General features: G+C 44.7%; 17 protein-coding genes. 2 read left to right on the forward strand and 15 right to left on the reverse strand.

What is annotated here, in order from left to right; genetic code table 11:
- Positions 1-14 precede the first annotated feature (14 nt).
- The 10 genes from sps_RS10040 to sps_RS10085 all read right to left on the reverse strand — a co-directional run bounded on the left by sps_RS10040 (position 15) and on the right by sps_RS10085 (position 13,772).
- Positions 15-1,148 carry an enoyl-CoA hydratase/isomerase family protein gene (locus sps_RS10040; protein WP_077752397.1) on the reverse strand — a complete coding sequence of 378 codons (1,134 nt, stop codon included), beginning with the start codon at positions 1,146-1,148 and terminating at the stop codon, positions 15-17.
- The gene (locus sps_RS10045; RefSeq protein WP_077752398.1) at positions 1,148-1,921 is read right to left on the reverse strand and encodes an enoyl-CoA hydratase; all 774 of its coding nucleotides are present in this window, start codon (positions 1,919-1,921) and stop codon (positions 1,148-1,150) included. Before sps_RS10045 ends, sps_RS10040 begins: the two co-directional genes overlap by 1 nt.
- A gap of 69 nt (positions 1,922-1,990) precedes the next feature.
- Positions 1,991-3,148, reverse strand: a complete 1,158-nt coding sequence (locus sps_RS10050) for an acyl-CoA dehydrogenase family protein (RefSeq protein ID WP_077752399.1) — start codon at positions 3,146-3,148, stop codon at positions 1,991-1,993.
- Positions 3,149-3,509: 361 nt separating this feature from the next.
- Positions 3,510-5,015, reverse strand: a complete 1,506-nt coding sequence (locus sps_RS10055) for a CoA-acylating methylmalonate-semialdehyde dehydrogenase (protein WP_077752400.1) — start codon at positions 5,013-5,015, stop codon at positions 3,510-3,512.
- Between the two features lie 117 nt (positions 5,016-5,132).
- Positions 5,133-6,323, reverse strand: a complete 1,191-nt coding sequence (locus sps_RS10060) for a thiolase family protein (protein ID WP_077752401.1) — start codon at positions 6,321-6,323, stop codon at positions 5,133-5,135.
- A 260-nt stretch (positions 6,324-6,583) separates the two neighbouring features.
- Positions 6,584-7,033, reverse strand: a complete 450-nt coding sequence (locus tag sps_RS10065) for a hypothetical protein (RefSeq protein ID WP_149027256.1) — start codon at positions 7,031-7,033, stop codon at positions 6,584-6,586.
- Between the two features lie 117 nt (positions 7,034-7,150).
- On the reverse strand, positions 7,151-9,481 hold the full coding sequence (locus tag sps_RS10070; protein WP_077752403.1) for an immune inhibitor A domain-containing protein: 2,331 nt from the start codon (positions 9,479-9,481) through the stop codon (positions 7,151-7,153).
- A 506-nt stretch (positions 9,482-9,987) separates the two neighbouring features.
- Positions 9,988-10,932 (reverse strand): homoserine O-acetyltransferase MetA, encoded by a 945-nt coding sequence (metA, locus tag sps_RS10075; protein WP_077752404.1) that lies wholly within the window; start codon positions 10,930-10,932, stop codon positions 9,988-9,990.
- Between the two features lie 70 nt (positions 10,933-11,002).
- The gene (locus sps_RS10080) at positions 11,003-11,404 is read right to left on the reverse strand and encodes a YbaY family lipoprotein (RefSeq protein WP_077752405.1); all 402 of its coding nucleotides are present in this window, start codon (positions 11,402-11,404) and stop codon (positions 11,003-11,005) included.
- A 565-nt stretch (positions 11,405-11,969) separates the two neighbouring features.
- Positions 11,970-13,772, reverse strand: coding sequence for a pre-peptidase C-terminal domain-containing protein (locus tag sps_RS10085; RefSeq protein WP_077752406.1), 1,803 nt, complete (start codon positions 13,770-13,772; stop codon positions 11,970-11,972).
- A gap of 778 nt (positions 13,773-14,550) precedes the next feature.
- Here sps_RS10085 and sps_RS10090 point away from each other — a divergent pair.
- Both sps_RS10090 and sps_RS10095 read left to right on the forward strand, forming a co-directional pair.
- Positions 14,551-15,693, forward strand: a complete 1,143-nt coding sequence (locus tag sps_RS10090) for an IS4 family transposase (protein WP_077751384.1) — start codon at positions 14,551-14,553, stop codon at positions 15,691-15,693.
- A gap of 146 nt (positions 15,694-15,839) precedes the next feature.
- Positions 15,840-16,607: an SDR family NAD(P)-dependent oxidoreductase gene (locus tag sps_RS10095; protein WP_077755632.1), complete on the forward strand. Its 768-nt coding sequence runs from the start codon at positions 15,840-15,842 to the stop codon at positions 16,605-16,607.
- A gap of 105 nt (positions 16,608-16,712) precedes the next feature.
- Here sps_RS10095 and ompW read toward each other — a convergent pair whose 3' ends face one another.
- From ompW to tesB, 5 genes are all read right to left on the reverse strand, one after another.
- Entirely contained in the window at positions 16,713-17,360 is a 648-nt protein-coding gene (gene ompW / locus sps_RS10100) for an outer membrane protein OmpW (RefSeq protein WP_077752407.1), read from the reverse strand.
- Between the two features lie 294 nt (positions 17,361-17,654).
- A complete protein-coding gene (locus tag sps_RS10105; RefSeq protein WP_335695443.1) occupies positions 17,655-18,167 on the reverse strand; it encodes a nucleotidyltransferase family protein in 513 nt (170 codons plus the stop codon).
- Positions 18,168-18,278: 111 nt separating this feature from the next.
- Positions 18,279-20,504 carry a hypothetical protein gene (locus sps_RS10110; protein WP_149027257.1) on the reverse strand — a complete coding sequence of 742 codons (2,226 nt, stop codon included), beginning with the start codon at positions 20,502-20,504 and terminating at the stop codon, positions 18,279-18,281.
- Between the two features lie 205 nt (positions 20,505-20,709).
- Positions 20,710-21,105 (reverse strand): YbaY family lipoprotein, encoded by a 396-nt coding sequence (locus tag sps_RS10115; RefSeq protein WP_077752409.1) that lies wholly within the window; start codon positions 21,103-21,105, stop codon positions 20,710-20,712.
- Positions 21,106-21,167: 62 nt separating this feature from the next.
- Positions 21,168-22,034 (reverse strand): acyl-CoA thioesterase II, encoded by an 867-nt coding sequence (gene tesB, locus sps_RS10120; protein WP_077752410.1) that lies wholly within the window; start codon positions 22,032-22,034, stop codon positions 21,168-21,170.
- Positions 22,035-22,055: the final 21 nt, after the last annotated feature.

The raw sequence follows: 22,055 nt of genomic DNA on the forward strand, positions 1-22,055 counted from the left end.
TAGCCCTCTTGCAGTTAAGCCTTCTCCAAATGAACTAAGGGATGTGAGGCTAGAGACCAAGGAGAGCTAAGCATCTGCTCAATTAAGCTAGCTGGGACATCCGACACTTGGTTAAACTTCCACTTGGGATTACGGTCTTTATCGATAAGCAGTGCCCTCACCCCTTCAGAGAAGTCTCCCAAGGCGCAGCAGTTAACACTCAAGCCCAGTTCGAACCTAAATACCTCGGCCAGACTCAAATCTGTGCCTAAGTGAGCTTGGCGATAAATGAGTTGCAAGCTAATGGGACTGCCAGACAACATGGTCTTGATGGGACGCGCTAACCAAGACTCTTTAAGCTCTAATTCACCGACTCGAGTCATGATCTCGTTAAGCGTGCCTGACATCAGTGCATTAATTTCAGCACTCTGGCTCTCTAGGTTACCTGGCTGTAAGCTAGTCGTCGCTTGCTCACCGCAAGTATTTAGCACATCTGTTAGCAGTTGGTGATTGATAACAGCATCATCTCCCCAACTTAAAGTGGCTAAGCTATCGAGCAATGGCTGCTTATCATCATCTTGAATATAATGATTAGCAATCCCCACGTGCTTAGCATCTGCAGCATTCATATTGTAGGCTGTCAGCCCCAGAAACAGACCCAGCTTCCCCGGCATGCGATTGAGAAAGTAACTGCCACCCACATCGGGATACAGGCCTATGGTGACTTCGGGCATGGCAATACGTGAGTTCTCTGTGACTACTCTGTGGCTTGCGCCCATCATCAGGCCGAGACCCCCTCCCATAACGATGCCATTTCCCCACACTAAAATCGGTTTCCCATAGGTATCGATTAGATGATCGAGTCTGTATTCCTGCTCAAAAAAATTCGTGGCCAGTGCGGTAAGCTCACCCGGGTTCTCAATGGATGCCTGATAAATAGCCCTAACATCGCCACCGGCACAGAAGGCTTTCTCGCCAGCACCATCTAACATCACCATGGCGATAGCATCATCATCTTGCCAGCGCGTAAGCTGAGCGAGCATCAACTGCACCATCTCAAGATTAATTGAGTTAAGGGCTTTTTCCATATTCAGAGTCATGACCCCGATCTGCTTGCCAGAGGCTGTGCCTAAAGTTTGAAATACCACACTGTTTGTTGAATTAGTCATTAGCAGTTCTTCCAATTAGCCTTACGCTTTTCTAAGAAAGCCGCTACACCTTCTGCTTGATCTTGAGTATCAAACAGGTCTGCAAACAGCTCGCGCTCTATGGTTAAGGCTTGATTTATAGGCATATTTCGCCCAGCTTGAATAAGCGTCTTACAGGCTTTAATACTACTTGGGCTCTGGTTAGCCACCTTGGCGGCTAACTGCATTGCCCCATCGAGAGCGGCTCCGGTGTCGACCACCTCTTCAACCAGCTTTAGCTGCAGCGCTTGCTCCGCACCCAGTCGCTCACCACATAAGATCATCCGCTTAGCCCAGCCTTCTCCAATGAGCGCCGCCAGATTTTGTGTTCCCCCTGCACAAGGTAACAGACCTACGGTAGCTTCGGGCAAGGCCATCACAGCTTGAGACTCAGCGATGCGTATATCGCAAGCCAAAGCCACTTCTAAACCGCCGCCCATGGCATAGCCATTGATTGCTGCAATAGACACGCCGCGAAATGCACTTAACGCTTCGAATGCTTCACCGAAACAGTTTGCCATATTGGCAGCATTCTCTTTATTGCCATCGGCAAACAACTTGAGATCGGCACCGGCGGAGAAAAACTTGCTACCTTCACCAGTGATCACCAGGGCATAGACTTCCGGGTTCTCATTGAGTGCCTCAACTTTCTGTTTCAGCAATTGCAGACTCTGGGCGGTCCAGGTATTGGCCGGTGGATTACTCATGGTGATCACTGCGGTATGTCCAACAATCTTTTCTATCAGGGCTGTCATCTATCGCTTCCTTTTAAATCGAATCTGGCTTTCTACGTTAATAACTCTCGTTTGGTTACAGTGCGCTAGCTACAAGATCTGTCCGGCGCTCTCATCAAGCAAACGGCGGGCGATAATCAAACGCATGATCTCGTTAGTCCCTTCCAATATCTGATGTACCCGAACATCACGCACATGACGCTCTAAGGGATATTCACGAATATAGCCATAACCGCCATGCAGTTGCAACGCCGCATCACACACTTGAAAACCGATATCGGTGGCGAAACGTTTCGCCATGGCGCAGTAAGCAGTGGCTTCGGGATCATCCATATCGAGTTTAAAGGCCGCTAAACGCACCAATTGCCTTGCCGCCACTAACTCAGTCGCCATGTCGGCAAGTTTAAATTGCAGCGCCTGAAACGCGGCAATGGGCTTACCAAATTGCTTGCGCTCATTCATATATTGTGTGGCTCGCTCCAGGGCTGCTTGGGCGGTGCCCACAGAGCAGGTAGCAATATTGATGCGTCCGCCGTCTAAGCCCTTCATCGCAAAAGTAAAGCCTTGGCCCTCTTCACCTAATAAGTTTGCTACAGGTACCCGCACCTGCTCGAAGGTAACCTCACGGGTCGGCTGGGCATTCCAGCCCATCTTATCTTCAGCCTTGCCGTAGGTGATACCTTTGGTATCGGCGGGCACCGCGATGGCAGAGATGCCTTTAGGGCCATCTTGTCCGGTACGGCACATGACCACCAACATCTCTGTCGCCCCCGCACCTGAAATAAACATCTTGGCACCCGAGATCACATACTCATCGCCTTCTCTCACAGCTTTGGTCTTAAGGGATGCAGCATCGCTGCCCGCACCCGCTTCGGTTAAGCAATAAGAGGCCAGTTTCTGGCCAGTAGTTAATGACTCGGACCACTCTTGTTTCAAGGATTCGGTGCCGAAACTTGTCACCATCCAGGTCGCCATATTGTGTATGGTCAACATGGCTGTGGTTGCCGTACAGCCCATGGAAAGTTGCTCGAAGATAATCGATGAGTCGAGGCGAGAGAGTCCCATGCCGCCTTCACTTTCAGGTGAATAGAGCGAGCAGAAACCTAGCTCACCGGCGCGTTGAATGACATCTTTAGGGAAGTGGTGTTCTTTATCCCATTTAGCTGCAAATGGGGCAAGTTCGTCTTGTGAAAACTGCTGGGCTAGATCGGCAAATTGGCGCTGATCATCACTGAGGTTAAAATCCATCGATGGTCTCCTAATTCGTTTTTTATTCTTGTTTTTCGTGTTGCTAGAAACTCAGTATCGAGGCTTGAGTGCATAGCTATGCTTAACTTGCAGGTTAAATGAAAGCCGTTGCTTCATTTGCGCTTATCACCTGCGGTGAGCTTATGTGCGGATACTGATGCGACACGCTGTAAATATATCCCTATACGCTCTGCGGTTTCATCCATGAAACCGAAGGTCACAGCCGCATCTACACCGGGTTACTATCTCTTCGATTGTGCTTTTTCGAAACTCATAACATGCCCAATAACTAATAACCCTCAGCTTTTACTTACCGCTTACAATTTACGGCTTAAAGCTAATAGCTCGCAGTTAAAATCGCCTATTTCAGGGTAATCGTCATGTTGGGCGCAGCATGCTCGGCGTCACTGATCTGTGACTCGAACCAACGCGCCGTAATGGTCTTAGTTTCGGTATAAAAACGCACCGCCTGCTTGCCATAGGCATGCTGATCGCCATAGAAGCTGCCCTTCCATCCTGTAAAGGAGAAAAATGGCAGTGGTACAGGAATAGGCACATTGATCCCCACCTGACCCACTTCTATCTCGTGCTGATATTTACGGGCAACCGCGCCACTGGCGGTAAAGATTGAAGTGCCGTTACCATAAGGGCTGGCATTGACTATCTCGATAGCCTCTTCCAGCGTCTCAGACTCCATGCAGCACAACACAGGGCCGAAGATTTCCTCTTTATAGATGGTCATTTCAGTAGTGACCTTGCTGAACACAGTCGGCCCGACCCAGTTACCGGACTCATAACCAGGCACAGAAAATTCAGAACCGTCCAGCAGACACGTAGCGCCCTCAGCCTTACCTTGTTCGATAAGCGACAACACTCGCGCTTTGGCTGCTGGGCTGATAAGTGGGCCATAACCCGCCTCTTTATCATCCCACAGACCGGGTTTTACCTTAGCAATGGCTTCCTTGAGTTCAGGGATCCACTCTTTAGCCGCGCCGACAAATATTGCTACAGACAGTGCCATGCAACGTTGACCCGCCGCGCCAACTGAGGCTCCGACTAAGTTATTGATCACTTGCTGCTTATTAGAATCTGGCATAATAACGCAGTGGTTCTTAGCGCCAGCAAAGGCCTGTACACGCTTAAGATTATCAGTACCCGTCTTGTAGATATATTGACCCACGCCCACAGAGCCTACGAAAGAAATCGCCTTAATATCCTGATGGCTAAGCAGCACATCCACTGCCGTCTTGTCACCGTGTACTAGCTGCAGCACGCCCTTAGGCGCACCAGCCTCTTCAAATAGTTCAACCAGACGCTGAGGCGTCATGGGATCTTGCTCCGAAGGCTTGAGTACGAAGGTATTACCGCAGGCGATAGACAAGGGGAACATCCACAACGGGATCATGGCAGGGAAATTAAACGGCGTGATACCGGCACAGACGCCCAGAGGTTGGCTGTAACTGTATGTATCTATACTTCTGGCCACATTCTCGACGGTTTCACCCATCAATAAAGTCGCGATATTACAGGCATGCTCGGCCACTTCTATACCACGCCAAACATCGCCTTTAGCATCATCAAACGTCTTACCCGTCTCCTGAGCCAGAATAGTTGCCAGCTCATCATGGTGTTCTTTCAGCAGATGCTGATATCTGAACATCACCCGTGCACGCTCAGAAACAGGCACTTCTTTCCAGGTTTTGAAGGCAGATTTTGCGCTGGCGATAGCTGTTTCCACCTCTTGGACGGTAGCGGCGTTAATCATAGCTATGGTTTGATTATTGGCTGGATTCGTTACCGAGATCTGCTGTTCAGAGATGCCGTCTATAAATTGGCCGTCGATATAATGCTTCACTTGAGTGGTCATATTGCTTCCCATTAAGACTGCTTATTTACTCACATAGTGTTCTGTTTAGTGTTCTGTTATTGGCGTTAATAACCAATAAAAAAGGCTTGTCTCTTCAGACAAGCCTTATGGTTCAACTTAAACTTCGATTGCCATGGCAGTGGCTTCGCCACCACCGATACAGAGCGATGCGACACCGCGCTTGAGTCCGCGGGCCTTGAGCGCATGTATCAATGTCACTAACAAGCGCGAACCCGAACAGCCAATAGGATGACCCAGTGCACAGGCGCCGCCATTGACGTTGACTTTAGATGCATCGAGTGAGAGTTCAGAGATGGCTAACATGGTCACCATGGCAAAGGCTTCGTTGATCTCAAACAGATCCACATCATCCTTATTCCAATTCAGCTTATCGAGCAGTTTATTCATGGCACCAACTGGTGCTGTGGTAAACAGTGATGGCTCTTGAGCATGAGTGGCATGACCCTTAATGCTGGCAAGTATCGGCAAACCCTGAATATTAGCCTGCTTCGCAGTCATCAACATAAGCGCCGCTGCGCCATCTGAGATTGAGCTTGAGTTAGCGGCAGTAATTGTGCCATCTTTAGCAAAGGCTGGGCGCAGAGTTGGGATCTTATCGGGACGTGCATTACCCGGTTGCTCATCGGTATCGACTAAGGTATCGCCGCGGCGACTCGATACAGTGACTGGTGCTATCTCATCTTTAAATGCACCTGATTCGATGGCCTTATTGGCTTTATCTAATGAGCTCAGAGAAAAAGCATCCATCTGCTCACGAGTAAGCTTGAATTCATCGGCTGTGTTTTGTGCAAACGTCCCCATAGCACCACCCGTATAGGCATCTTCCAGACCATCTAAGAACATATGATCCAATACCTTACCGTGGCCCATACGCATGCCTCCTCGCGCTTTATCGAGCAAATAAGGTGCCTGACTCATGCTTTCCATGCCGCCAGCGATAACGATATCTGCACTGCCAGCCTTGATAAGATCATGGGCTAACATGACAGTCTTCATACCTGAGCCACAGACTTTATTGACGGTAGTTGCGCCGACAGACAAAGGTAAATCAGCACCAAGGCTTGCTTGACGAGCCGGCGCCTGGCCAAGACCCGCTGGCAGTACACAGCCCATTAACACCTCATCGACGGCGTCGGCAGCTACGCCAGTCTGCTCAATCAGACTCTTGATGGCTGTCGCGGCCAATTTAGGCGATGGGACGGTAGATAAGGATCCCTGAAACCCGCCCATAGGGGTGCGCTTAGCTGCCACAATGACGATCTCTTGACTCAATTGCTCTGTACTCATTATCCACTCCGTCGTTTATCGACTAATTAGCGTCATCCAAAAATAGGTGATCTAGTTCAAGTTCTATAACTAAAGAATAGCACTGTGACGTTTACGCGAACGTAAAGCAAGCAGAAATAGTAATATAAGAAAGGAAACCAAGAAGTGATATTGTCACTCAAGATTTACACTCTTAACTGGCTTTTGGTTAACTCGAGGAAATAGGCGAGCTAGCTTAAATTGCTAGCCCTTGTACAGATGGGGATTAGTAGAATAGCCTACTAGAGTGCTGCGCCTTGTTTCAATTGGCACAGTCTGTACTCTGACTCGCTCTTATGACGATACCCTTCTATCAATACTTGTTTTTTCTCATCGCTGGTGTCTTGGGTTATCGCGCCTTCATTGCGCAAATTTGTTGTAATTTGTCCGTCACTCATCTTTGGCTTGTTACAAGACGAAGTGCTTTTATCTCGGCTCAGACATTGACGGTACTTATCATTTTTCTTATTGATATAGTTCCGAATTGCCATCTCCTTTTCCGTTTGAGTCATAGAGCCCTTGAGCACGCCACTTTTTGTTAGCATTGGCTCTAATGACCATATATCGACAACGGGTAACGGCTGCTGACAAACCTGAGCTAACTTGGCCTTAGCTAATGCTGGAGTCGCCATAATGGCTAACACAGAGACATTCAATAAGAGTACGGCAATTAATTTTATTGGTTTCATCATCTACCCATTTTTCACTATCTTAGTTATACCAATCAATGTTTGTTTTCGACAATAAAAAAGCGCTGAAATCAGCGCTTTTATTAAGCCCTATCAGCAAGGGCTTAGCTTACTTCATCATTAACGATAAATATAAACAGAACCTACGCTTCTGTCTTTACTCTGATTGAGCAAACGAACCTTCAGGCCATAGGTCGGAACATTACGACCCGCATCAGGAATATCAGTGCCGATATACCTTCTACGGTCATTGAACAGACGTTGACCACGAACTCGGTTATCACGAAGTGTGATGCCGTACTGTTCTTCAAGATCTAAGAACATCTTGTCATTTCTGTCTATGCTGAATGTCGCATCATGGATCTGATACTTAGTTGATGCTGGTGCGCCATCACTCCACATAAGTGTCTTCTGATCTGCATCGACAACCCCTAAGAAGCCATCACCTGGGTGAATACCTACCCAGTTGTCTGAATACTTGTTATCAACATACCAGATTAGAAGACCTTCTTCGTAGGCCATTGTCTCACCTGCAGCATTGATGTGGGCAAGGCCACTATCTACGCCATGATGAGTACGCCATTCAAGCAAGTAATAATGATCCGTATAGTTACTACCTGTATCAGCCATAAAGCCAGCAAAGCTAAATGGCTCAGAAGCTGAGTCATCGGCATTAGCGCTAACAACAGCTACACTGTCTAGCTCGACACTTAAATCATCGATATAGATACCCGCATTTGCCACACCAGGATCTGTGCCGTAAATAACTGTGATATCCACCATCTGACCCGCAAAGCTAGTCAGATCAAATTCTGCATCTATCCAACCATTTGATGTACCAGTAATACCATTGCCCAAGTTATTGCCATTTGGATTGGTATCTGTGGTCAATGCACCTGGGATAGTAAATAGCCCTTCTGAGGTTTCAACTGCCAGATATGCATAATCCCAATCGGCTTCGATGTCATACCAAGTCTTAAACTTAACAACAACTGAGGTTGCATCGGTTAAATCCACTGAAGTTGACATACGATTATCGAGATCATTTCCTGAACCACTAAAGTAAGCATATTGACCACTCACAGGAGTAGTGATCAGACTCTCTTTTTGAGGCAGGTTAATACGAATGGCATCATGGTTTGTGCCCTTACTTGACGCTTGGTCGAGTAAGCCTTGAACACCACTGCGTGGGATATCATCGAAGTTAACTGTGGCGCCGTGTAACCAGTTACCGCCCAGAGAACCCTGTAGCTGCTCCTTGGCCCAAGCACTGAAACCTGTTGGCTCTGTGCCACCTAGACGACCCGCCCAGCTACCAGAAGACATCACTGACCACATAGAAACAGGCTCACCTTTACCTGTATATTGAGTATCGTACTCATCAGGTAGACCTAGATCATGGCCATATTCATGGCTAATCACACCAACAGCACTATCGATAGGTGCAATAGTGTAATCATAAGCAACCATAGCTCCGCCCCAATAAGGAGCGTCAGATGTTGCACCAGGAATCGCCCAGACACCACCTAGATTCCAGCGATGTGCCCAGATAGCATCTTCGCCAAGTTGACCACCGCCGGCTTCTTCGCCCACACTCGAATGGAACACCATCACGTGATCCACCAGACCATCGGCTTCCCAGAAATCGCCATCACCATCGAGATCGTATCTATCTTCAATATCAAACTGAGAGAGATCGACACTTGGATCAGCAGATGCTGCAGCCAATGCTTCACGGATTAAGCTACGTGCGTCGCCATCTGGGTTGCCACCATAGTAAGCCGCATTTTCTGTAGCCATATACCAACCCGCTACGTCACCAGTGAGTGAGTAACTACCACCAGACTGCTTCTCATAAAACTGAGTAAATGAATTTGCATGATGTCCGTTAGGGGCTACCCAGCCCTCGGCACCGAACAAGATCTCACGATAATGCTCTTGATTATAATCTTCATAATACATGCCGCTATCTTCCGGCAAAATTGAGTTATGAGGGAAATCAGGGAACTCCATCAAGATAGCCAGCACTCGGCCCTGTCGAGTTTCACCGCTATAATCTTCCAACATAATGTTGTCAGGACGGTTTCTACGGGATGAACCTAATTTACCCGGCTTCTCCCCTCTGCCCTTACGAGCTTTCTTACCACTTGATTTTATTTCGCTATCCATGGCGAAATTGCTCGTCGCTTCGGCATCTAAGTTCGCAGCTCTCTGCGCCTCTTCCTGTTGACGAGTGTGTAGGAAACCCCGTAAGGCGACCTCAGCATCCTTATAAGATGCCCCTTGAGAAATTTTTCCTGATTTTTTTAACATTTGAATCAGTCTTTGCTCATCGGCAATGACCAGATCGAATGCACCTGATTGATGTGAATGTTCACGCTCTGCTGCGAGCGCATTACCTGATAATCCTGCTAGCGCTATGGCTAGTGGCAATAGTTTTTTATTCAACACGTGAATCCCCTGCGTTAACTTCCAATTGTTGAGATAGAGTTCTGCCTCGGAGTACTAGTTTTGCGCTAGCTTTTTTATGAATCGAGGCAAGGTAAAAACTCTACCTGAAGGGGGACAACCTCAACAACAAAATAACAACATATCATTCACAAGTTGTACTTATTTAGCTAAATGCTAATGCTTTAGTCTAAATTTGAAATGAGTGGGATCATTGAGCTTGGTCAAAGTGATAATCCATGCTTATAAACTGAGGACTTAGCATGCTGTTTCTATTTATTTTGAAAGTTTCAGATGATAAACACGTCTGTAAATTAGCGTGTTTTACTGACAAAACAGCCGGTACTTTAGACTTACCTAAGGCGATAAGTTATAGCCTTAGCAACTAGAATAAGGTTAAGTGTAAACCTGCTATTCCATAATCCAATGTTTAAACCCTGAGTCCTGAGCTTGCATAAAATAAAAGCCACATTAAGTGGCTTTATCTTCAAAGCGTCAATCTAAAGAGGTTACTCCCCCACTTCCCAAGGAGTAATGGCACTCATATCATCTAAGTTATATGGGGTTAACTGATACACATAATAATTGAGCCAATTACTGACCAACAAGCTGCCATGTCCATGCCAGCGTGCAACGGGTTCCTGTTCTGGATCGTCATCTCGAAAATAGTTTTGCGGAATTTCAGGCTCAAACCCCTCGGCAAGATCACGAAGGTATTCATCCTTAAGAGTCATCTTCTGATACTCAGGATGGCCCATCACAAACAAATTTCGACTATTGGTACTGAGCACCATATAGGCACCGGCTTCATCTGATTCCGTTAACACTTGCAGCCCAGGGTGGGCCTTAAGCTCATCGATATCCATCTGAGCAAAGCGAGAATGTGGTGCTAAGAACTCATCATCGAAACCGCGCAACAAAGGGTAATGTTGACAGGTACGCTGATGAAGAAACACACCTGAACGTTTCGCCTTGAGTAGTTTCCTATTCAAACCATACAGATGGTAAAGAGCGGCATGGGCAGCCCAACATAGAAACAGTACCGAGGTAACGTGGCGTTGGGACCAATCTATAATCTCACGTATATGATCCCAATAGGTTACATCTTCAAACTCTATCTGCCCCAGAGGCGCACCAGTGATGATGAGTCCATCGTAATTTTTATGTCTAAGCGCCTCAAAATCCCGATAGAAATTATTCATATGATCGATAGAAGTATGCTTAGACTCTTTATCATGGATCCGCAGTAAGTCCACATCCACCTGCAGTGGCGTGTTACCCAAAAGACGCAGTAACTGAGTCTCTGTTTCAATCTTATTGGGCATCAGATTCAAGATCAGCACTTTCATCGGACGTATGTCCTGATTCGCGGCCCGAGTCTCGGACATAACGAAAATATTTTCTGACTCTAAAATCTCTGCCGCGGGCAAATTATCGGGAATTTTAACCGGCATACAGCGCCTCATCCTCTATCATTGATTAAACCAAGTAGTAGATAATGCGCCGCTGAATCATTGATCCGACTTAGCTACCCACCTTATCTACCATGATAGACATAGGCTCTGGCGAACCTACATCTATGTTGTACGCTTGAGTATTAATAAACATCAGCTTGTCATCGAGGCGAATGCTTGCTCCTATCGCGTAGGTATGACCCGCCTCAAATTGATCTCTGTTTATCAAGAAATGAAAGGGAGCAGGAGACGTGACATCACTTCTCTCAACCTCAGCCATTACCACTGCAGGCACATCCATCAAGGACACATCTTTTACCTGAACCGTTAATACCGCATCTTGTGGCAAAGCGATACGCTCCTTGTACCAAATCTCCCCTTGTATCTCGACAACCGCATTAGGTGTTGCGCAACCAACTAAAGTTGCAGCAGCCATGACCAAAGGTAAAACTAGTTTCAACCATTTTTTCATTGTATCTCTCCTAATCATACATCAAGACCTCTAGATGTCCATACGTCCATTATAAATGAACAAGCACATTTATCATTTTACTCTTTCCTTAAACTTATAGCAGACCACATACATTGGCATAATGTAACCATGACCGGTAAAATTCCCACCAAGTGAGCTGGCTTCCAATGAAGCTTGATGAAATTTTTTGATTCAGCTTCTGGTTGAGTTGATATTGAGGAGTGTGTTTGAAGGTTTAATATTCATTGTGATCTATCGTCTGGCCGGCGAGGCATGTGCGAGCTTTATTTTGAGAGGGTTCTGCGAGTCGCTACAGGTCCATGCAGGCTGACCACCCCATGAATGACCAGTTCAACTCTATTCGGTTAGGCTATGGTGCTAACCGTAGCTTTGAGCCTGCTAAATCATTTTTAACCCAAAGTTAGTTGAGTGATTACAGCTCGATAAGCTTCTATGTTGAATGATCAATACAGAAGCTTATGCGAATTGTCGACTCCAAAGGACTTACTTTCTGCAAGCCCACTCTGTTCTAGCTTAATAAGATTAAATATTTAGACAACTAAATTTAGCGTGCCCATTCAACTTTAAGATCTAAGTTTGTGAAATTATTATAACCCATGAGACCAATAAACCATGTCCCATCTTGTGGGTTATCAATACTGCATTCTTCATTATTTCCAGCCAAATACGGACGACAATTCCAATTACTGAGATCCGGTTGACTGTTTCTGCGTACATACAAATCAGCATCACCCTCCCCCCCTTGGATCATCACTGTTAATTTAGTCATATTATCCGGAACTTCAATTAAGAAATATTTCCATTCACTCTGTTTAGCCGATAATAGTTTTCCCTCAAAGCTCCCTCCATTACTGTCACCATTGTCAGCAGCGAGTTCAAATAAAGCAGCGACAAGCCCTGTCATTGGTTGAGAATAATTAGAAGAATTTATTGCTTTAGCACGCCATACTTCAGGTAAAGGCTGGCTTATATCCCATTGAGGGTCAGAATCATTTATATCATAGTAGGATTGAGCAATAGAGTTTTTCTTTGGACCCCACAAAAAGTCTGGATGTGCTTGTGTATACCATTCACCGCCTATAATATCACCCTCTGAGTTTAACTCTAAATCATAGTGATAAGTTACATACGCGACTCTATCAAAAAACTTATTATCATATTCTCTTTGTGTTGGTGAAGTCTCTAACAAATAACCGACCCTCATCCTCACACCTATAATATGGGTCGCTTTATTGCTTCGAAACTCACTGAATTTATCAAGGGTATAATCTTCTATCGGTAACAAACTACCTGAAACTTGAGATTCATCTATTGCATCTCCTGACTCAGGATCGAAATATGAAATATCATAACTCAATAAAGGTTGATTCCAAACTTGGTAATCATAAGTTGCGTCAAATACCATACTTCTATTACTGACACCTAGTTGGTTTACTATTGAAATATGCCAAGAACCTGGGTTATTATCAAAACATGATTGATTGATAATTCTTCCACTCTCATTTTCTTCAGGTGTTTTCGTGTTACACCTTCCACCTATAAAGTTTATGTCTGTATTTGCATCAGCCCATAAAGCAGTCCCTAATGCTTTTAAGTCTGATGGATAAAATACCAAGTCTTCATTGCTAGCATCTTTTAATATTAGTGACTTAGTCGGTCTAGGAAACATATATGATGCAGGTGCCCAGCCATGGCATAGCCCCATCCATCTTTCTACAGAACCAGACCTATCAAAATAACTTTTACCTCTTTTCCAATGAGACTTTGTAAAACTAAAATTATCATCTCCGACTAACAAATCATATTTTTCAGCAGGTGATAATTTATTCCTACGTAATTCAACATAATTTACAACAGGTTCAACTTTATCAGTAAAATAATTCTGCCAACTATCAACATAGTTTAGATAGTCCTGCCAACGATGAGATTCTAAATAACGATTTGCCAGTGATCCTTTGTATAGAGGCCAATAATCATCAGACCAAGGCTGTGTTGGTATAGTGTGTGAAAATGGAATATTATCAACTATTTTGTATAAATTCCTAACAACATTATTACCTGAATCAACTAACTTAGCTGGGTTATCATTTCCACGCATATGAGAGGACGTCGAAAAATCATCACTCATTAACTCCAGCCTCAATTCATCTTTAATAGTGATAAAACCCTTAGAATAAATTTCATCATAATCAAAAATGGCTTTACCATACAAATGCTCTGGTATCTTTCTCATCACACTTGCAGGATCAGAATGAAAATCTTCCATGTACTTTTTAATTTCTTGCTGAGCATCAGCATATAACTGCCCTGAAAAAACCAGCAATATAACTATACAAAACCTTTTCAACTTAACCTTCCTTAATTATTACTTCAAATATTCCACTAAGCTACTAAAAAAATTCAAACTTCTAATCATTAGCCTTATATCTAACCCACATCCATGACGTTTAAACTTTACGGCAAATACATTTCGCCCCCATAAATATCCACAACGCAACGAGTAAAAACAAAACAATAAGAACACACTTAAAGCAAACCTATTACAAAAACAACAAACCAAGACCAATAGTAACGCGACAGATACACCATGCGGTATACGAAAACATAATAACTGTCCAAAGGAACAGTAAAATATAACGTCAAAAAAATAATACATTTAGATTTACAATGAGATATTTGACTTTTAATATTCACTTAGTTAGTGATATTTTTAAAGGATGAAATAGCCGAAGATAATTATACCCGTCAAATAAACTAAGATATTTAATCTAATTAATATCAGTCTCCCTCGGAAATAACTCCCCATAGAATACTTAAGTTGAAGAGATGAATAACTTTATTTGGGTGCAACTGTAGACTTGGGTTTCAAGGTGAGATTTCACGAAATGAGACTCTTCGAACGAGAAATAAGGTGAATATGGCAAAGCCATCTATGACCATTTGATCACGACATTCGTATACCCTATACGGCGCCTACTTCAAGCAATAAATACCGATGAAGCCATGTTTACCAGACAATAACTAAATAAGGAACTAGCCCTTAAGCATCCCCTCATAATAACCAGAGGCAGCAAGGCTTCCAGAGTATAATAAGCCAAATCACTCTATGTTCTAAAATTTATAACATGATAAATAAAGCCCTTATTCATAATCACATCGATGAACTCTTTGGCCATGACATGCATGCTAAAAGGGTCACCTCACTTGCTAATGCCGCTCACGGAGTGATTGAAAAGGGGTCACTCGCTATTCATGCCATTGGCGCTGGCTTAGCCCAAGCCAATAAACTTAAGCGTAAGTCTGCTATTAAACAAGTAGACCGATTACTCAGTAATACAAAGTTAAACGTCTGGCAATTACTGGACTCCTGGGGGCCTTATATTATCGGTGCACGCAAAGAGATAGTGGTCTCTCTCGATTGGACTGAATTTGATTCAGACGACCATTCAACCATCGTACTGAGTATGCAAACAACCCATGGACGTAACACGCCACTGCTATGGAAAACCCATCGTAAACATGCTTTAAAAGGTAATAGAAACAACCATGAAGATGAGTTGTTGGTTAAGTTAAGGTCGATCGTTGCAGAGGATGTTAAAGTGACAATTGTTGCTGATAGAGGCTTTAGTGATACGGCACTATTTAACTTCATTGAACATGAGCTGGGTTTTGACTTCATCATTAGAATTAAGGCTAATATCAAAGTCACCGATGCGGTAGGAGAGCTGTTTCCAGTAAAGGACTGGCTATTACCCAGCGGCATAACAAGAACCCTTAAGGACGTTCAAATAACGGGTAATAAGCAAGCAGTCGCTCGGGTCATTTGCACCAAGAAAAAAGGCATGAAAGAAGCTTGGTATTTAGCATCAAGTCGACGTGACCTAGTGAGTAGCAAGATGTTGACTTTATATGGGAAACGTTGGGGGATAGAGACGACTTTTCGTGACATTAAAGACTATCGTTTTGGCATGGGGATGAGTGCCACCTACACGCGTTCCCCGGTACGTAGAGACCGGTTGTTTTTGCTAAGCGCCTTGGCGATAGGCTTGCTGACGCTACTAGGAAAAGCGGGCGAGGATGCTGACTTGGAAAAGACAATAAAGGCAAATACCAGTAAAACTCGCTCATACTCTCTGTTTCGCCAAGGTTGTATTTACTATGAACTGTTACCCACGATGCGAGAAGAGTGGGCAGAACCTCTAATGGATAATTTTTATCGTTACCTTAAAAACCAGCCTATTTACCGTTCAATTTTCGGGATTATTTAAAATTGAAAAATGAGGGGATCTCTAAGGAACTAGCCTTACTTGCTAGCCAGCAATACACCACTCTCTTCACAGCTCTGGGCTATTCGCCTTGTCCTCCTGCTGATATCTTCCTATCATGGGTTACCCAAATTAAGTCGAATAGTCTAATGACCAAAGCAACAGCCATTATTGTGGGCGCGAGCTCCCTTCTGAGTCGTGAAATAGCCAAACAACTTGCCGAGCAAGGTGTTGAGCTTGTACTTCTTGCCCAAGAGCCAGAATCACTGCAAGAATTTGTCGATTCGCTTCCTACTCAGGCACACCTGTTCCCACTGGTGATTGCTAGCCCCCAGAAGGTCATTACTACTCTCGAAAACATCTGGGAAAAAATAGGCGGAGCACATTTAGTCATAGTGAATACTGGCTTAAACAGTTATGACCCACAGCTACCTTGGCTACCAGAGCAAGATATCATCACGGTTAACGTCCAGGGCTATGCGGCTATCTGCAACACCGCATTTAAATTATTTCGAGATCAAGGCTATGGCCAACTCGCGGCAATTAATTCCATTGCCGGCCTACGTGGTGGCCCGAATGTGGCCTATCACGCCTCTAAAGCCTTCGCCAGCAACTACTTAGATGGTTTAAGTATGCACGCCCAGAGATTAAAGCTGCCCATCACCATTACAGATATTCAGCTAGGCTTGCTGGATAAGGCCGCGATGCAGCAAAGCCGTCTCTGGCTATCGCCACCCGATGAGGTAGCCAGTCAGATAATCAAGGCGATGCAGAAGGCGAAACGTAAGGTCTATGTAACTAAGCGTTGGCGTCTGGTAGCCTGGCTAACTAAGTTATTGCCAGAATTTGTCTACAATACCCGTCACTGGCGCACTAAAGAAGAGCGTCTCGCGGCCAAAGCCGAAGGTAAGAAATAGGTCGATTTCAGCTCTCGTAATAAGCAGTTAAATCAAAAAAGGAGCCAATTGGCTCCTTTTTTGATTTGCGAAACTGGTTTTACTAAACTTTTTTATGAAACCAGTTTAGAAGGTATAACCGACACTCACCATGTAAACCCAAGGGTCGATATCGGTTTCGATAGTGGTAGCTTCCCCACCAAGATTGAATTTCACGTCAGTACTTATCTGTGCGTACCAGACAGAGGCATTCACCAACCAGTTTTTATTCACTTGATAGTCTAGACCCACCTGAGCTGCCAATCCCCATGAATTACCCATACTCAGATCCGATAACGCCCCACCTAGATCATTGGTGAATTCATTGTCATAGAAGTTAGTGAAGTTAACCCCTCCGCCGATGTAAGGACGTAACTTAGACTCAGCATTACCAAAATAGTATTGAACGACTAAGGTAGGCGGTAACTGCTTAGTTTCGGCTATCTTACCAACATCAGGCAGAGAAATATCGTGACTGAATGGTGTCGCCGCTAACAACTCAATGCCTATGTTATCGGTCAACATATAGCCGAAGTTAAGCCCTAATTGAGTATTACTGCTCACACCAAACTCACCGAAAGTTGCTACCTGCTCACTCGACTCGTTAGGTGCGACAACGACAGCACCTGCACGAATGATAATGTCACCCGCTTGATGAGCCAAGACTGAACCGCTGAAACCTGTAGCTAGTAGGGTGGCTGCGATTAATCCAGAAACGATACTTCTTTTCATCATACTACTCCATTAATACAAGACTAATTGTCGTTTTTATTATCATGCTTTTTACATTTGCCAGCATCCTGCCAGATCCAAACCCGCAACAATTTGATCCAAATCAACAAGTACACCAGATACCCACTTATAAGTACGCTAGAGTGACCCCTGTCACGCTTTAATAACAAATATTGAAGATACACCTTATGATTTAATGACTTAGATCTCACTTACAACAATGCGCCAACCCATTCCCTAGGACCTATGAAAAGTTAGGCTTACTGACACATAAAATGAAAACACGAGAGGGAGGGATCAGGCTAATTGTAGTTTAGGATATCGGGTTAACCAGGCTTTCTGGTCTGTTCTTGCGTTAAAAAGTGACAACTCACGTTTAGAGTTGTGAGTTAGCTTTAAATCGAACAGGGATTCAACTCCAAAAGGTGCAATAAAGTCGAAGCGATTACTCTCTCTAGAAACATGGACACCTATCGCGGTCTCACATTCAGGCCAGAAGGACATCGCGTGTTCGCAGCTCGTATAGGGGGCATCACAGTTTCGAATATGCATTCTCGCCTGATTCTTAACTGACCAGGGCAGATGAGGTGCCCATGAGTTTAGCTGCTGTTCGTAGTCTTTCTCTCTACTCTCACTGAGATCTTCTGCATCAAAATAGATAAGATCGATATCATTAAGATGCTGACCCGCTACATCGTGTAATCTATCCCATACAAGATCACGCACGAACCCTGCAGCTAATAACCATTGAGGCAAGTCGAGCTTAATGGCAATCTCTATGGCTTCCATCCTGATTGAATCTTGCTTCAACCATTGCTCAATCTTATATTGTCTTTTAAACCTTGAATCCACTTTTAGCCCAAGTTTCTAAAAAGATAATAAATACTAATCTATAGCCGATATTAAACCTAGAACACTTGGCTATAGTTTGACACTAAAAGGTGCGATGCCATCCCAGACAAAGGATTGCTTTATCTTGTCATCACGCAAGATATCAACAGTAAATCCATTCTCCTGTCGGCGAATCACAATGTCGAAGGGCCCGTTAAAGGCATATATCTTTCTTAACGCCATATTATCCCAATGCTCAGGCAATCGAGGAGCCAGTAAAAACTCATTGAACCCCGTAGGCTCAATGCCAAATAGGCCTTCGACAACCACTCTGGCGTAAAGCCCACTTTCAGCCGATAAATGACGTTGATCTCCCTCTGGCCAAGCCTCTACGGCATAAGGAACATGTTCCCCGGTCAACCGCTTGTAACTGTAGTGCTCGAAATAGGGCCAAACTCGCTCAAGTTCACCGACTTTCATTAAGGCTCTGAATCCGTATAAGGTAGAGCGATCCCAGAATGTCTTATCACCCTCTTCTGTCAGCAAGCCGTCTATGGTCCATAGTTTTTCAGACAATAATGCATCGATCGTCCCTTGCTTATTGGCATCAAAGCCGAAGGCTAATGGTAATGCAATCCAAGATCTGAGCTTATTGTTACCCTCAAAATATCGATATGTCTGATAGCCACTGATCTCGGCAGAAAAATAGTCAATAATTGCCGACTTTAGTTGCTTGGCTTCTTCCTGCAGCTCGTCGAAAGGTTCACCTAGTGCAGATTTAACCCGAGCGGCTCTGATCAGGCCACCATAAGCCAAAACATTAGTACTTAAATTTGCATTACCTGCAGGGAAACGTCCTTCTAACTCATCGCTATCACTGGCAATCACGCCGCTCACTAGCTGCTGACGACGGTTATATTCAAGGCACCAATCGATGAGCGGCATCAAGCGTCTCGCCCCATTGACATCACCCAGAGTCAGGGCGAAGTCACTGGCACCATAGGCAATCATGGCGCAATCTCCACGGTCGCCAGCCCCATTCCAGATATCTCTGCCTTCGGCAATGATCGAAGATGGCAATGGCTTGTATTCAGCATTCATGTAGCGAGAAAACCACTTAAAGCTATTCATCGCCGACTCTATGCCGCGCTCATCGCCCAGATAAGGAAAGAAAGGGTTCACATATTCGGCCTGATCATTAGCCCAAATCGCGGCGTAATAACGTGTGCCACCGGGGCCGTGGGCTAAGCCTCCTCGGGTAGCAAAAATGGATTCAGTGGCTCTGAATTTAGCAAATTCAAACATCTGATTAATCTTTGGATCCGGAGTCTCAAGTTTGAGTGCTGTGCGCCAACCGTCAACTTGTAGGGCTCTTTGTTTTAGCGCGCGTGCAGGTTCTATATAGATCATCTCATCGGCAAGCTTGGCACTGTACACAATAAAGTGCTCCTTACCCTCTCCAGCTGAGAGTCTGCTATTTAACCCATCAGAGTGAACCGAGATCAGGTAACTACCGTACTCACCTTGGCTAACTAGTGTCATTTCAATTTCATTTAATTCGGTTAGCCGTAACGTAAGCGGCTCGACACCGTTATTCTCGAACTGCCAACGCTCAATAAAAGCTGGTTCACTCGGATGAACCGAAAGGGTGCGGATTAACTTGAGTTCAGGGCTTAGCATTTGTATAAGCGTTAATTGGCCATCGAATATCACCTCTTTTAGGCCTGAACTGGTGACGAGCTCGTCATTGATATAAATGCTTGGCGTCACTTGATTAGAAAACTTGCGAATCAAACTGGCATGGGTGTCGTTTGGCAGAGTGCGTAACATGGGCCAAACTAAGGTTTTGTCGAGAACCAAGTCACCATCAATATCCAATCCATAATCGATGACGGCTGAGACTTGCAGCCCACTCATCTCAAGCTGGTCTTGATGGGCTGAATCCACAGTCCAATGAATACCGTTATCAGTTAGCTGCCAATATTGGTTAAATGTCGCTATCTTTTCTGAGGTGTGTACCTCTCGAGTTTTAGCTATTTTCTCTTCACTAGTAGACTCATCAATAGTAGATAAGTCCTGTTTATCTGTGCAGCCTGCAATCAAGAGCAATAGCACCGCGGATAGAAGCAGTAACAATGCCTGAATATCTTGCAGTGATAGAATGGACTTCAGCCTGAATAAAAGGCCTATCTGGCTAGTAGACTCTGAGTTGTTAACTCGCTCAGGGCTATGGTTTCGATCGAAAAGATTATCTAGCTCAGGGCTATTAGCTGATCTGACGTTTTTAATAATTTGATGGCTACCAATAAATCGCACAAGACACTCCATGTGAAAAGACTCACAGCAGCTTATTGCATACAATATTCACAATCAAGTAACACGACTTGAAAATAGCTAATCCAAATTGCTATAGCAAACGCTATAAATAGTTTATCTCAACACCTAACGTCCCAAATTTCAGCCACAAAAAAGGGGCCTTAAGCCCCTTTAATTTAGTGGTTTTATTAATAAATTAAGCTCACTACCTAACCGCTTTCATCAACACTTCAGTGGTGTACTTACCATTGTTAATAATTGGAAATCTGTCATAAGTCTGAAAAATAACCTGATTCTGATACAAGATCATTGCTACGACCCCGTAATTTACATTTTCTTCGACCGTTTCAGGCGGTAAGATAAATTTAAACGGCACTGGCGCTCTGGCAATATCGAAACTCTTTTGCGCAATAATTGCGCCCGGAGTGTCCATATCTATAATGGCTATGGTGATCTTACTCCCCTGAGGCAGATTAATCTTCTCCAAGTATCCGGCGGCACCGTTAATAATAACTGGCGGCTCGGACTCCACTGTCACACAGGCCGAAAGCGATAAAACACAAACCAATAAAATTACTACTCTTTTCAGCATTACCAACATCGTAAATCCCTTATTTCAACATACGGCCCAATAGCCATCAATAATTCCTTATCTTGGCTCCGCTATTTGGGCGAAACCATTCGCATTAAACCTTCTTGCGTGGCAGAAGCCACCAGCTCACCTTTCTGATTGAAAAACTGCCCCTTAACAAAACCACGACCGCCACTGGCGCTTGGACTCTCTATGCTATAAAGCAGCCAGTCATTCAAATCCAGTGGTCTATGAAACCACATAGAATGATCTATCGTCGCCATGCGCATACCAGGCGTCAGAAAGGAGACTCCGTGAGGCTGCGCGGCCGTGACCAGAAAGTTGAAATCTGACGCATAAGCCAACAAGTATTCGTTGACCGAAAAGTCTTTTGGTACTTTCCCATTGGCTCTGATCCACACATAGCGCTTGGGCTCTGTAATGCTAGATACCATAGGGTTACAGGCATCGATAAGACGCATCTCAATCGGTGCATCAGCCATAAATTTTTCCAGCATTTTAGGCGGCACTTTATCTTGAAGTGCCATGGCGAGTTCTTGCTGATTCAGTAAGCCATCAGGGCCTGGTACATCGGGCATTTTATCTTGATGCTCAAGCCCCTGTTCAAACTCTTGGAATGAGCAGGTCATATAGAAAATGGGTCGACCTTTCTGGATAGCCTTGACTCTTCTCGCACTGAAGCTGCCGCCATCACGCATAACTTCAACATCATAAACAATAGGTAGTTTTTCATCTCCGGCACGGAGAAAATAGGAATGCAAAGAGTGAACCTGGCGCGATGCAGATACCGTCTGTTTGGCGGCGCTCAACGCCTGCCCCATCACTTGACCACCGAAAACATGACCGAAGCCTAAATCTTGGCTCTGACCACGAAATAAGCCCTCTTCAATTCGCTCTAAAGAGAGTAGAGATAATAAATCATTCAATACCTGACTCACCGCATGCCTCACACTACTAAT

The organism is Shewanella psychrophila, assembly GCF_002005305.1.
Lineage (GTDB): Bacteria > Pseudomonadota > Gammaproteobacteria > Enterobacterales > Shewanellaceae > Shewanella > Shewanella psychrophila.